18 protein-coding genes are annotated in these 12,606 nt (G+C 53.1%); 13 read left to right on the top strand and 5 right to left on the bottom strand.

Translation table 11 applies throughout. The features are described from left to right. Nucleotides 1-222: 222 nt before the first annotated feature. Nucleotides 223-762: a hypothetical protein gene (locus AC13DD_RS06580; RefSeq protein ID WP_405416990.1), complete on the top strand. Its 540-nt coding sequence runs from the start codon at nucleotides 223-225 to the stop codon at nucleotides 760-762. 117 nt (nucleotides 763-879) lie between these two features. Next, entirely contained in the window at nucleotides 880-1,182 is a 303-nt protein-coding gene (locus AC13DD_RS06575; RefSeq protein WP_273070596.1) for a hypothetical protein, read from the top strand. A 135-nt stretch (nucleotides 1,183-1,317) separates the two neighbouring features. On the opposite strand, the gene AC13DD_RS06570 is transcribed toward AC13DD_RS06575, so the two are convergent. Beyond that, nucleotides 1,318-1,491 carry an RSP_7527 family protein gene (locus tag AC13DD_RS06570; protein ID WP_405416987.1) on the bottom strand — a complete coding sequence of 58 codons (174 nt, stop codon included), beginning with the start codon at nucleotides 1,489-1,491 and terminating at the stop codon, nucleotides 1,318-1,320. A 126-nt stretch (nucleotides 1,492-1,617) separates the two neighbouring features. On the opposite strand from AC13DD_RS06570, the gene gcvA reads away from it, so the two are divergent. Together gcvA and AC13DD_RS06560 are read left to right on the top strand one after the other, a co-directional pair. Then, nucleotides 1,618-2,496, top strand: a complete 879-nt coding sequence (gene gcvA / locus AC13DD_RS06565) for a transcriptional regulator GcvA (protein WP_288367380.1) — start codon at nucleotides 1,618-1,620, stop codon at nucleotides 2,494-2,496. A gap of 50 nt (nucleotides 2,497-2,546) precedes the next feature. Continuing rightward, nucleotides 2,547-3,209: a hypothetical protein gene (locus AC13DD_RS06560; protein WP_104270657.1), complete on the top strand. Its 663-nt coding sequence runs from the start codon at nucleotides 2,547-2,549 to the stop codon at nucleotides 3,207-3,209. A 66-nt stretch (nucleotides 3,210-3,275) separates the two neighbouring features. Here the strand turns inward: AC13DD_RS06560 and AC13DD_RS06555 are convergent, their stop codons facing one another. Next, entirely contained in the window at nucleotides 3,276-3,830 is a 555-nt protein-coding gene (locus tag AC13DD_RS06555; RefSeq protein ID WP_092034361.1) for a hypothetical protein, read from the bottom strand. Beyond that, complete coding sequence (locus AC13DD_RS06550; RefSeq protein ID WP_482931007.1) at nucleotides 3,830-4,915, bottom strand: hypothetical protein; 1,086 nt, start codon at nucleotides 4,913-4,915, stop codon at nucleotides 3,830-3,832. The genes AC13DD_RS06555 and AC13DD_RS06550 overlap by 1 nt, the downstream gene beginning before the upstream one ends. A gap of 291 nt (nucleotides 4,916-5,206) precedes the next feature. On the opposite strand from AC13DD_RS06550, the gene AC13DD_RS06545 reads away from it, so the two are divergent. Continuing rightward, nucleotides 5,207-6,598, top strand: a complete 1,392-nt coding sequence (locus tag AC13DD_RS06545; RefSeq protein ID WP_092034365.1) for a hypothetical protein — start codon at nucleotides 5,207-5,209, stop codon at nucleotides 6,596-6,598. A gap of 84 nt (nucleotides 6,599-6,682) precedes the next feature. Here the strand turns inward: AC13DD_RS06545 and AC13DD_RS06540 are convergent, their stop codons facing one another. Beyond that, nucleotides 6,683-7,483, bottom strand: a complete 801-nt coding sequence (locus AC13DD_RS06540) for a class I SAM-dependent methyltransferase (protein WP_273070589.1) — start codon at nucleotides 7,481-7,483, stop codon at nucleotides 6,683-6,685. 131 nt (nucleotides 7,484-7,614) lie between these two features. Beyond that, nucleotides 7,615-8,157, bottom strand: a complete 543-nt coding sequence (locus tag AC13DD_RS06535; protein WP_008172520.1) for a nucleoside 2-deoxyribosyltransferase — start codon at nucleotides 8,155-8,157, stop codon at nucleotides 7,615-7,617. 130 nt (nucleotides 8,158-8,287) lie between these two features. Here AC13DD_RS06535 and rho point away from each other — a divergent pair, with 130 nt between their 5' ends. The 8 genes from rho (at nucleotide 8,288) to AC13DD_RS06495 (ending at nucleotide 12,575) form a co-directional block, all read left to right on the top strand. Further along, nucleotides 8,288-9,358 (top strand): transcription termination factor Rho, encoded by a 1,071-nt coding sequence (gene rho / locus AC13DD_RS06530; RefSeq protein WP_008172519.1) that lies wholly within the window; start codon nucleotides 8,288-8,290, stop codon nucleotides 9,356-9,358. Between the two features lie 38 nt (nucleotides 9,359-9,396). Beyond that, complete coding sequence (locus AC13DD_RS06525; protein WP_092034368.1) at nucleotides 9,397-9,609, top strand: hypothetical protein; 213 nt, start codon at nucleotides 9,397-9,399, stop codon at nucleotides 9,607-9,609. A gap of 31 nt (nucleotides 9,610-9,640) precedes the next feature. Then, entirely contained in the window at nucleotides 9,641-10,273 is a 633-nt protein-coding gene (locus AC13DD_RS06520; protein ID WP_273069025.1) for a nucleotidyltransferase domain-containing protein, read from the top strand. Continuing rightward, complete coding sequence (locus AC13DD_RS06515) at nucleotides 10,236-10,655, top strand: hypothetical protein (protein WP_008172514.1); 420 nt, start codon at nucleotides 10,236-10,238, stop codon at nucleotides 10,653-10,655. Before AC13DD_RS06520 ends, AC13DD_RS06515 begins: the two co-directional genes overlap by 38 nt. Before the next feature lie 87 nt (nucleotides 10,656-10,742). Then, nucleotides 10,743-10,922 (top strand): DUF1294 domain-containing protein, encoded by a 180-nt coding sequence (locus AC13DD_RS06510; protein ID WP_081467527.1) that lies wholly within the window; start codon nucleotides 10,743-10,745, stop codon nucleotides 10,920-10,922. Between the two features lie 97 nt (nucleotides 10,923-11,019). Next, nucleotides 11,020-11,460 carry a DUF4174 domain-containing protein gene (locus tag AC13DD_RS06505; RefSeq protein ID WP_273069023.1) on the top strand — a complete coding sequence of 147 codons (441 nt, stop codon included), beginning with the start codon at nucleotides 11,020-11,022 and terminating at the stop codon, nucleotides 11,458-11,460. Between the two features lie 167 nt (nucleotides 11,461-11,627). Continuing rightward, on the top strand, nucleotides 11,628-12,173 hold the full coding sequence (locus AC13DD_RS06500; RefSeq protein WP_008172509.1) for a ferric reductase-like transmembrane domain-containing protein: 546 nt from the start codon (nucleotides 11,628-11,630) through the stop codon (nucleotides 12,171-12,173). A 6-nt stretch (nucleotides 12,174-12,179) separates the two neighbouring features. Beyond that, complete coding sequence (locus AC13DD_RS06495; protein ID WP_008172508.1) at nucleotides 12,180-12,575, top strand: ferredoxin reductase domain-containing protein; 396 nt, start codon at nucleotides 12,180-12,182, stop codon at nucleotides 12,573-12,575. Nucleotides 12,576-12,606 lie beyond the last annotated feature (31 nt).

The following is a 12,606-nucleotide window of genomic DNA, read 5'->3' as shown; positions in this document are numbered from 1 at the left end:
CAGCTTTCCAGCTCGAGTTGATCGTTTACCGTAAGATTAAAGGGTGCTGGTTTCCGGGCCAAAACAGAGTCTCCGAGCTCGTAAATAATAGCTCGAATTATAGCGCACTTCCGCTTAGGAATTAACCAGACGGAACACTAGTCACTGTTAGGCATGCAAATGCGGACAGATGTTTTACAGACCACGAAAAAAAAACATAACAATCAGGCAAAGGGGTTGTTTATGAATGTCATGTTATTTCCGAGTTACGTTTTGGTGGTATTACTTGTTTACGGTAATACAGTGTTTGCAGACTCACTTTCTTATCGGGACAAGGCAGGCCAATGTTCTGAGCATGGATACAAACTCTGTTGGCGCTATTGTCTTGTGGCCGCTAAACAACAAGAGGCAGGTCAAACGGTTAAGCATGGAGAGCAGTGTGATGCTGAACACAACAAACAATTTACGCATACACCCTATCAATCGAAATCCGATCCAGATTATCTTCCTTCAGGTTCGTGGTTGTTAGGTAGTGATGTTGTAGGCATATATCGACATAATGCTGGCAGGAGTAGACATATCATTGACGCACCATCACATCCGGAATGGAAAGAAAAATGTGCAAGTACAGTGCGTATTGAGCCACCTATGATCAAGTCACTGATGAAAAATGGAAAAACGTTACAGAAAGGAATGAAAGTTCATTTGAGCAAAATACAAGTTAAGGCAATATCAGGCAATCGATTTGAATGCAAAGCGGGGAAGGTTGAGGTGCTTGATTAACCATGGAAAACCGCGGCAGAGCTATTTTGGATGGGGTTAAGGACATAGAATTGGCGAATGGTATCGACTGGGTGTGGATGTGCACTCAGATAACAACCGCGGCGACAGGCCCTCACTATGAATGTGGATAAAGCAAAAAAGCGTATTGCGAAGCAGGTTAAGAAGGGCTTTCACGGCTATCCGTTGGTTTCGCTGGAGTACTTTGGTAAGTCGAACTCTGGCAAAACGCCCGATTCAGCCAGCGAGGTTGTGATTTCTTATACCGAGGAGGAGGGCGCGGAGCCCCAGAAGCAGACGTTCGCAAGTGGCGGTGATGCCAGGGAAGATGAAACCATTCAGTCCACACTCCTCAAAATCATTGAGCGCGCGGATGCTAAAACGGTGACTGAGGTCGACGGCGTTTCTGATCTCCCTTCTTGAACGTCGCTATTACGTCAATCTTGACGCTATTTCCCACCTGTATGTCGGAAAAGCCTAAAAGCAGGCTGGTTCGCCAGCGCCGGCGAAACCAGCCAATTCATACTTAAGGTCATTGAGCACTGAAGGGAACACAGGTCAATGGCTGGTAGACAGCTTTGGCAGCTTCACGTGGAAAAAGGATTTGATGTTGGCTTTTAGTGACGCCGCCATCTGCGCGATGTGCTCACTACGCTGTTGCTTTGCAAGCTGGGTGTAGTAATTGATGTCGATAGAGCCGTCTTCGTTCAGTTTCGGAGTTTGGTAACTCATGATGCTGTGTCCTCGTTTGATAAGTGAGTCATTTCGATAGGGAGCATATTAATGAGTATGGGGCTGTTGAAAAAGCGATCCTTTTTCATCAGACTCATGAATTAATCTCACCAGTCGAGCGAAGTTATGCGCCACCTGCCACCCCTGAATGCGCTCCGGGTATTTGAGTCAGCCGCAAGACATCGCAGCTTTGCCGCCGCTGGCAAGGAACTTTTCGTGACGTCATCTGCGGTTAGTCATCAGGTGAAGACACTTGAAGAATATTTGGGGCTTTCACTATTTGACCGAAGCAGGCGAACGGTGACGTTGACCCCTGAAGGCGAGCAATACCTGACATCTGTCAGGCACGCGTTCGATGAGATTGAGATGGCCACCCAGCGCCTGACTGAGAACCAGGAATCCAACGTGGTCAAGATCAGCGTTGCCCCCAACTTCCTCACCCGCTGGCTGATGCCGCGCATGGCGCGATTCCAGGCCTTGTACCCCGATATTGAACTGGAAATTAATGCGTCTATGGGGCTGCTGGATTTCGATCGCACAAGTACCGACATGGCGGTCTATTTCGGGAGTGGTGAATGGGACGATATCGAAGTGCATTTTCTGCGCAGAGTAATGCTGGTGCCGGTGTGTAGCCCGCAGCTATTGGACGGTGAGTTACCGCTCGAAAAACCTGAAGACCTGGCTAAACACACTCTGATCTATGTCAGCAAACGTAAGTGGGAGTGGGAGAACTGGCTGCAACAGTCGGGCGTTGATTTTATATCCGCCCGGGGCAGCCTACAGATGTCCAGTGGGCAACTGGCCACGGCGGCGGCCCAGGAGGGCCTGGGAGTTGCCCTGGCTGATAGCACCCTGACGTCCCGTGAGATTAAATCGGGTAAGTTGGTGGTGCCGTTCGACATCCAGCTCGATACGAATAGGGCCTTCTATCTGGTCTACCGCAAACAACGTCCGCTGACCGTCGGGATGAAAGCCTTCAAGGAGTGGCTGATGAGCGAGATGTAACGAAACCGGGACCGGGACAGATTTATTTTCTAAGAGCGTTCGACATAACCATGCATAGCAGCAGCCTGCGAGGCAGCGATTTCAAAATTACCCAGCATGGCGAGGCCATTCCGCACGCGGACTTGTTCTCGTCGTTTCAGGATACGGATCGCCTTGGCATCGTTGTCCCTCGTCGGTTTGAGGGCATTGGTGCAATGACCCTCATCATGGCCTACGTTACCGCCTTCTATGACCGCTATCGCGAGCGCGGGCCAGAGTTTTATGCCTACCCGGATTTCTTTACGTTTCAGCGGGAGGCCCCGTGTGCCGACTATGGCATGTTCGACATCTGGCCAAACCACAAGAACGTCCACGTTCCACAAGGCGCGCAGCAGACCGCCGAGGCCATTACCGGGCGGGGCGTGAACGTTTTACTGGTTCCCGACAACGACGCGCGGGAGGTAGTGATCTCACCGGTTGAACGGGAAAGCGCCAGGCGCAATGTGCAGCACTGCTTTGCCTACTCCGGGTCCGGTACTGCGGCGTCGTCCGATCTTGTCATCGAGTGCCGGAGTGAACTGCTCCGGAGTTATGCATTGTCGGTTCTCGATTCCCTGCCTGCCGACGATTCAGTGCTGGAACAGCGCAGGCAATGGGAAGCACGACTGGCCGGAGAGACATTGCGCCAGACGTTTCGTGAATTGGACCTCGAGGATGCTTTGCGGAGGTTATAATTCGAACTATGGCCGACATTGCTGGATGCTGGCTTTCGTGGGTTGCTGGGCTACGCTCGCCCTGTTTTAGAGTATTTCCTCAATCGGATAGACGTACTGCAGGTACAGGTAGAAGAACAGCAGAGAGATCACCAGGATGATCACACCCAGTACTGGTGAACTGACCTTGATGCCGGAGGTCGACGCTTCCAGCGTGGAGACGCCCCGATTTCCTTCCTTGTCGGTCGCTTTCAGGTCCGCCCGAAACTGCAGCCACGAAAAATAGATGCCAGCTCCTACCAGGACAATGACGACGACAAAGATGATCCGCGACGACAACAATTGCCACTCGAATACGCGTTGTCGGTGGCCGTATCCTTCCGTACGGTAGTCGTAATAGGCCTTGAGGGCGGACTTCATAGCGGCTTGCCCTTCCGAGTCCATCAAATTTCCAGAGATGATCACCGGGGCCTGTAGCGGTTGGAGACCGCTCTGATCGTCCTCCGCTTCGAGGGCAGACTTCATGGCATCGATCCGTGAAGTATCCGCCAGTTCAGAGCTGTTTTCACGTTCCTCGCTCCAGGACATCGCCATCGGCCCCATCAACAAGGCACTTACGAATAATGCATGCCAAAATCGCATTATATGTTGTCCTCCAGGGCTGTCAGGAATTGGATGCTGCGCAGGCGCCAGTTGATACGCTCGTAATAGCCTTTGTCGGCCTCGGTTTGCTGGTAGGCCTCGAACTCAGCGTCGGTCAGGATGTTTCTGAGGATGGCCAGCAGATCGTTTGCGAGGCCGCTGCCCCAGTCATCCAATGCTTCGGGCAGCTCCGGCAGATCGGCGCCCTGAACCTGGATAGCTATGGGAGACATTATGGTGCCATCCGGACTAACGTATTCAACCAGGCCGTCCGGTCTCAGGCGCCGCTTTGACCCGTCCTGCCATGTCAAGACGATTGAGCCGTCTTCAAGAATGGTTCGTGTAGCGTCGGATGTCCCGACTGGGGTCTCCGGGGTGACGGAAGGCGGGCCGAGATGGACCTCTTCACGCTCCAGGATGCGAAATTCCTGGTTTCGATGCTCGGGCAGTAGCACCTCGAATTTCGGCAGGGCTTGAATGAGCATGAGGGACAAGTTAACCGCTAGTGTCTGGCAATGAGTGTTGTTGTCTTCGATGGCCTCTTGGACTTTGTCTCCCGGGTCTATGCGGGCGCAGAGTTGGTACCGGCCCGGTGGAATGTCTTTTGGCAGTATTGCCGAGGTGTGATAACGCGCGCGTTGCCGTGGAGGCAAGGTATCGGTATTGCTGACGCGTCCACCCTTGAGCAGGACGCCATCGAAGTAGTGTTCGTCGTAGCGGGCATAGTCAGTGGGCATGATTTTACGGGTTATGAAAATGTCGATCATGTAGCCGTTGTTGGATGACCGGGTCCCCTGTGCCACATGATCCCCGCGGTTTATGGCAGTCAAGGTGAGAGAAGTGCCGATGTCTTCTCCGGCGTTTGCGGTATCTGGCGCTTCTAGCCCGATCATCAGATCGGGCTGAGCCCAAGTCAGTCCGGGAGAGAGGGATAAGCCGAAAATCACAAAGAAGCAAAAATAAAACGGCGTATTTATGTTCTGGGGGGCGTGCCTTTGCAAACTGCTTTTTTTGTTAGACCCGTTTTCAATCTGGTCTTTGAGTGACCTAATCCCGGATGAAATTTTTTCCTTGAGTCTATTCATTTCGCCACATCCTTTTAGCCTGTTGATAGCGGCACAGATCGATAACTCCGGAAATATCTCGACCTAACGTTGTATAAAAAATATACACCCATATTGTTTGATTGTCGTCGGACAGCAAAAACATCCCCCGCGCCATGGCTTGCTGGATGCTGGCTTTCGCGGCCTCCTGAGCTATGCTTGCGTTATCTGGAGGCGGCCTTGGGGCGGCTTGCAGGAGAAGCTAATCGAATAAGTGCAGAGTAGTGGCTGTAACAGGAGGTTCTGCCCAAGAAAATCGAAAAGGAATTTGTCATGAAAGATCGCTTCAACGGCACCCGTCTTGCTTTCATTATTGCAATAGTTCTCTCACTGTCGGCCTGTATTTCCCATCAGCGTTACCGTACCGAATCTGGTTTGTGTATTTCCGCCAATCCTCTTGACGAGTGCGCTCAGCATTCGCTTCAGGTATTTCAGTCGCCCAACGCCATTGATGAAAAGTATCATTTGGGCTTTGTCGAGTTCGACGACCAGGGGCAGCTCTGGGATCGCGAGCAATTGAGGGAGGTGATCGGCCAGGTTAATACCTTGGCCGCCAATCAGGATCTCTTGATGGTGGTGTTCGTGCATGGCTGGAAGCACAGTGCCCAGGCTGGAGACAGTAATATATCCAGCTTTCGAGAGTCTCTACGTCGATTGAGTGCGCTGGAGTCAGCTATGAGCACGAAGACCGGTGTGCCGTCAAGGGAGGTGGTGGGCATCTATCTGGGCTGGCGCGGTGGTTCCGTGAGTTTGCCTGGATTAAAGGAGCTGACATTCTGGGAACGCAAGAATACCGCCCATAAAGTAGGGCGCGGAGGCGCTACTGAATTACTCAGTCGCCTTGAGCTTGTGCAGAAAACAAAGCGGGCCCAGGCGCTTGCCGATGGTAAACCCCACCGAACCCGTTTTGTCGTGGTAGGGCACAGTTTTGGCGGAGCGCTGGTCTTTTCTGCGATGAGCGAGATTTTAGAGAACGGATTTGTACAGACTCATGGCCCGGACGCGGTGGTGAGCGATACTGTCGGCTTCGCGGATCTGGTTGTCCTGATTAACCCGGCTTTCGAGGCTGCGCGCTATGCAACGCTTAGTGATATGGCAAATGAGCGGCGGCGGTACTTTGAGAGCCAATTGCCAGTATTGGCGGTACTCACCTCTGAGGATGACGACGCCACTGGCCTGGCATTCCCCCTCGGCCGCTGGTTTTCTACGCTGTTTGAGACCGAGCGGGACGCCCAGCGTCTCAATCCCGTTGCCGGGGAGAACGAAGTTATCGATCAGGGCTCTGCGAATGTGACGGCATTGGGCCACTTCGATCCCTATCTGACCCATTACCTTCGTGCGGAGGAGACCCGTGCGGACGACGAGCAGGGCGGTTTCAGCGCATCCACGGCAGTTCAGACGTTCGTTGCAGCCAGCAAGGGCTGGGAAGCAGACAAGCCAGGTAGCCGCATCCCGTTTGAAGGCGCAGTGCTCGAGCGCACGGATTCCTCGGCCGGGCGAAATCCTTATTTGAATATACGGGTGGATGGCGAATTGATTCGGGATCACAACGATATTTATGATCCAAGAATTGCGAGCTTCATTCGGCAACTGATTCTGATTTCTTCCCAGAGCCAGGATGAGGAAGATCGGGCAGATGCGCGAATAAAGATGGCCAACCCGTAGATACGGAGACAGATCCATCTTACTCGAAAAACCACTGTGAGCGCTGCGATAGTGGGCTGTCCGGTCGTGACAGTCATCCGTTCTCTATTTCGAACAAGTGTACAGAAAGCGCAATAAACGCCTCTCGCTCGTTAACCTGTGAACGCCGGCCAAAAATCGCTGCACGCCCAGAAAGTTCTCTTCACCCTCACAGGCGATGAGTGCGTCTTTCCGTTTTTCGCGCGCATCGTGCCAACGTTTGGACAACAGAGCACAATTCGCGGTGGTATCGCGAGCTTCAAGCAGCTTGAGACCGGATTCCTGTATTAATTGCTCGTTGATGCCGGGAGGGCTGAAAAAATACAGACCGTCTGGGCATCGATTCTCAAGCTCTTCATAGGAAATCAGTCCCCCAATCACCAAAGCGTCGCTAAAGACGAATTTCCCATCAGGTTTGAGCAACCGTTGTGTGTTGGAGAGAACGTCTCGCCGACGCGGGACATGACACAGGACATCCGTGGAATAGATGGCGTCGAACGAACTATCTTCATAGGGCAATTCTTCAGACGCATCGTGTTGTTCGAATTTCACGAGGTCGCTGACCTTCTCATCTTCGGCCAACGCATTCGCCGTTTTCACGCCTGACGCATTTAGCTCGAACCCTAAAACCCGACAGCCTATACGCTTTGCCAGGCCGACAGCGTAGCCGCCAGATCCACACCCTATGTCCAGGACCGATGAATCTGATGTCAGCTGAAGTAACTCAGGTATCTCGTGGGATTCTTCAGTCGAGACCCAGCTGGTTTGCCCATAATCCTCGCCATAGGTCTCCAGCCGGACCTCGCTGTAGGTTTCCAGCGAGTAATTGCTGTACGAGCTACTGTAGAGATCGATCTTTTTGCTCATGGATTCTTCCCTTCCTGTGCTGCCGGCTTTCGCTGCTAGGTAGTGGATACGGCAAACCGGTGGTCTTGTTTCACTGTAGCAACGCCTGCACTTCGTCACCACGAGCTAGCTTGGGGGAAACCGGGACAGATTTATTTTTTTATCGCCCTCACGCAACGACGGAACAGCTCGGCCGAAAAGTACCGGTGTTCGCCGGGCTGCTCTGCCACGAAGAGCTGGCCACCGGAACTGTAGATTCCGCCCTCGATCATCAGGTTGTCGCTCATTTCAAAGTCTTCAATGGTATGGCCCAGTTCGTCCAGGTCGGTGGCGCCTGCTCGTTCCCGGTAATATCGGCTTTCGAGGGTAAACCCGAAGGCGGGTTTACCCTGTCCGATCATGTAACCCACCTCAAAGACGGTGCCCGGGTCCGCGCTGATGCCGCGGAAGGGGGTCAGGTTGGCGATGATGGCCTGGCAGCTGTCCATCAGTTCCCGGTTGGCCCGGTAGATCCGATGCCCGCGCCTGAATTTCGCCTCGTTGGCGGACAGCGCCAGTTCAGTATCCAGCGGGTCTACGCCCTCCAGTCCGTTTTCCTGAAGCAGGCGTTTTTTCTCGGCCACGATGGCCTGATGTTCAGCTGCGGGGAAGAAAACTTCCGGGCCGGCGAGGTAGATTCGTTTTGGCTTCGTCATGGGTGCCTCATAGAGCTGATGAAACTGCAGGATAGCATCCAGTATTTCGGAGGTAGCAGAAATGGTGCAGCGTGGTCATACTCGCCAGCCTGTTTTCACGTTCCTTTGTGACCGTTCGGATGAGTGAAAATTGGGACAGACGTATTTTGTGCACGCTGGTGTTTTGCCTTGGGCGGTGTTTTTCGAAAAATATTTATCAAACAAGAGCTATCAAACAATCATGACGAGAAAGACATTAGGTTTAACCGGAACACGAAAAAAAGACCCTAAACCAGTGGCTACGGAAACCGAAGCTAAGGTTGAGGTTGAAAGTGAGGCTGATCCACAAAAACGTTTTTTAAATGCTGTGGCTATCAATCCCGCGCCGGGGATTCGCCTGGAGTTGGGTTCCGAACAGCTCACGGTGCGCGCGATGGATTTGATCACGCCGATTGGCATGGGGCAGCGAGGTTTGATCGTTGCGCCGCCGGGGTCTGGAAAATCGACGGTTTTAAAACATATTTGCCAGGCGGTGGGAAAGGCGTATCCCGAGATTAAACTCTACGCGTTATTGATAGATGAGCGACCCGAGGAGGTCACTGATTTCAGGCGTAGCGTCCCGGCTGAGGTACACGCTTCTTCTTCGGATGAAAGCTATGCTCATCACGTTCGCGTTGCCGATGAACTTCTTGATATCGCTCGCCAACAAGCGGGCGAGGGTCACAACGTTATGATTGTGATTGATTCTCTCACGAGGCTTTCGCGTGTGCATAATGCGGAGCGAAAGAGCAGCGGTCGTACTATGTCTGGCGGGATGGATGCTCGAGCGATGGAGATCCCGCGGAGGTTGTTTGGCGCTGCACGAAACATTGAGAATGGCGGCTCGCTGACCATTCTGGCAACCGTTCTGGTGGATACGGGCAGCCGCATGGACCAGGTTATCTTTGAGGAATTCAAGGGCACGGGGAACATGGAGCTGGTGTTATCGAGAGACGTTGCGAATCAGCGAATTTTTCCCGCGCTGGATATTTCGAAAAGCAGTACACGCCGTGAAGAGCTGCTGTTGGATCCAAAAGATTTAGACAAAATAAGAGCATTGCGCCGGGCGCTTGGCGGTCTCAAACCGCTAGAGGGCACAAAAAAGTTGGTGGAGCTGCTTGAGAAGTACCCCACAAACGCCGAGCTTCTGAAAAACATCCCCCATTCTTTTGACAAGGCGTAAGCGTAGCGTTCAAGACAGGGCGTTTTTGAGGAGTAGGTATGTTCCACATTCACGTCGAGCGGGTGCTTGAAAAGGATATTGATACGGTTTTTGAGGCCATGGAATCGGCTTTTCCTTTCGGGCTCTTTCGAGCCGAAGATGAACCCGGCGATGCCAACGATGCAGTCCTCGGCGCCAATGTCGCAGAGGTTTTCTGTGGTTTCTTCAGCCACAGTTTTAGAGAGGTGCTTTCCGACCCATTTTGGGTATAATTGTACCTTAATTGGGTATTTCGGGGTTTGTATGGGAAATCAACAGCTTTCGAAGCAAATGGGAATGGCGGAAGCGCTTTTCCCCGCGACCCGGCAAAAGGTTTTAAAGCTTTTTTTCTTGAGGCCCGATGCCGAATTTGCTCTACGTGAGGTAATTGATGCGGTTGGCGCAGGGTCTGGTGCAGTGCAACGAGAGGTAGCGCGGCTGGTCGATTGCGGACTCGTTTTTCAAGATCATCGAGGCCGGCAAAAGCGCTACAGAGTAAATCGAGAATCCCCGATTTACTTTGAGCTCGCCTCTCTGGTGACGAAATTGCTCGGCCCAGAATCTCAGATCGATGCTGCGTTGCAACCTCTGTACCCTGAGATTGATATCGCGTTGCTTTACGGCTCGGTGGCGAAGGGTGTTGATCACGCGGGAAGCGATGTTGATCTCTTGCTAGTATCCGACACTGTGAGTCTGGAAGATATTTTCGAGACCCTTGATCCGGCAGAACGTTCGCTCGCTCGGACAATTAATCCTACGGTGTATACTCGAAGCGACTTCAGAAGCCGTATTGTGAAAAAGCAATCTTTCCTTACCAGGGTCCTGGATGGGCCTTACATCCTACTTAAAGGGAATTTGGATGAATTCGGAATCTCTCGACAATCTGGTCAAGATTAATAAGCTCCATCGGGAGCCTCCCGATGCAGAAGAAATCAAAGGATTGATACGCTCTGGGACCGTTCGTTTGAACGATGCACGTTTTGAATCGCTTAGCATCGAAAGCCGTTTTGATCTCTCGTATAACGCTGCACATGCGCTGTCACTCGCCGCTTTACGGCATTGCGGTTATCGGTCGGACAATCGCTATCTCGTCTTTCAATGTTTACAACACACCCTGGGGTTGTCGGCGGCGAAATGGCGGGTGCTTGATCAAGCCCATAAAAAGAGAAATCTGGCGGAATATGAAGGGGAGATCGACCTGAGCCCTGCCTTGGTTCAGAGTGTTCTCAAAATTGCAGAAGAGATCGAGGAGGCCGTTCTCAGGCTAACGGGCGATTGAAGAACGTATCGTCAAACTCTTGCATCGAATCCAGGGCTGCTCACCTCATTGAGCCAATAAAATCCAGTCGAAGCATTCGAAGCCCAAATTGGGTACAAAAATACCCGATTTGGGTATTTTGATAAGCGGTCAGCAAAGCGGGGCGGTCAGCGCATCGCGGAAAACACGCTGCACCTGTTCGAGCTGTGTTGTCACTGGCCCGGCGCACTGGTCGCCCAGCAGTTGGGCTTTGATTTGTCGAAGTCTTTGCAGCCGCTTATCTGGTAATCGCCACTGGTTTCACGATCCACTCAGGCAGTTCGCCTGATCAACTGAGCACAAACTCTCGTAGCTCTACAGGGAGAACGATAACGGGAGCAAGCAAATGAGCTTCAACTTAGCCGTCAACAAAAATCGCACCATTCTGACGTTGATGCTTTTACTCATCACACTGACTACTCAAGGGGCCGGCATGAACAGCCTGAGCGACTATCAGTGGAAAAACCGACTGATTCTGGTGCAAGCCACAGATGAGAATGCCGGCGAGATTGACACGCTCAGGAGTGCCCGGGCCGAAGTAGATGACCGTGATATCGTCTGGTTTGTAAACACCGGCGCAGACCTGGTTTCAAATCAGGATGGGGTTTCGAGCAGTCTAGAGAGCGAGATCAAGGCTCTGCTTGACCAGTTCCGTTCGGATGAGAGGGTTCTGTTGATCGGCAAGGACGGCGGTATGAAAAGCCGAGAGCCCAGTCTCGATCTCGACGCTATTTTCCGCCGTATCGACCGCATGCCAATGCGCATGCGAGAGATGCGCTCTGATTGAAGCACCAGGCTCTATCTCCGTGTTCAAGGGCTATACTGGAAGGGCCTTACGTCGACTGAGATTGACATTCCACTCCATGCCACGTGACCCCATCGGGGTGAGGGTTTCTGGCAGGCTTTGAAGTTGGGTAGATTGAATGACCAAAGGAAGGGAAGCAAACTAGCCAGATGAAACCGCTTTTTCTGATCGTTGCTTACCTTGCCGCTGTCACCCTGCCGTTGCTCCTGTCCGCATGGGTGGGAGGTCCACCACGCCAGTTCCACCAGGAACTGGCCTCCGGCTTTGGCATTCTTGCCTTCTCGATGATCCTCGTGGAGTTCATCCTGTCCGGGCGTTTCCGGGCCATTTCAAATGACGTGGGCATGGATGTGACCATGCGGTTTCACCAGGTCATGGCTCGCACGGCGCTCGCTTTTGCTCTGCTGCACCCGTTTCTTTACCAGGGAACGCCGACAGGAGGGCAGCGCCCATGGGCCCCCACGCGCCAGTTGACGCTCACGACTGATTTCTCCGATCTGGCGACAGGCATTGTTGCCTGGCTGCTGCTTACCGGCCTTGTTGTCATGGCCATCGGGCGCACCCAGCTGGGCTACCGATACGAGACATGGCGCCTGTTACACGGGATTGGCGCGCTGCTGATCGCGGTACTTCTGTTGCACCATACCGTGTATGCCGGGCGTTACGGATCGCAGCCGGTGATGACCTGGGTGTAGTTGGCCATGACGGGTGTGGCGATTGGGTCGCTGCTGATGGTGTACCTGGTGGTTCCCTGGCTGCAGAAGGCTCGCCCCTGGCGCGTGACGTCCGTGGTCCGGTTGACGCCAAAGCAATGGGAAGTGACCGTGACCCCCAACGGTCACCGTGGTCTGGATTACCGGGCCGGGCAATTCGCCTGGCTGAATGTGGGGCAAAGCCCTTTCTCGATGAAGGAACACCCTTTCTCCATTTCCATTGATGGCGAGCTGATGGATCGCGTCTTTTCAGAGCTGGAGTTCCGTGACTGGGTGTTTGTGATGTGCGGCCCGGCGGTCATGATGGATGTTGTTGAGGATCATCTTATCCAGCGGGGCACACCCGCTCACCGGATTCTCTCGGAGCGGTTCAGCTATGACTAATCCAATCCAGCGGCTGACTCAGCGGCGGCGG

It is taken from the genome of Marinobacter sp. L-13 (assembly GCF_056857715.1).
The sequence above is the reverse complement of the archived record's forward strand: the minus strand, read 5'-3'. Positions and strand labels throughout refer to the sequence as shown.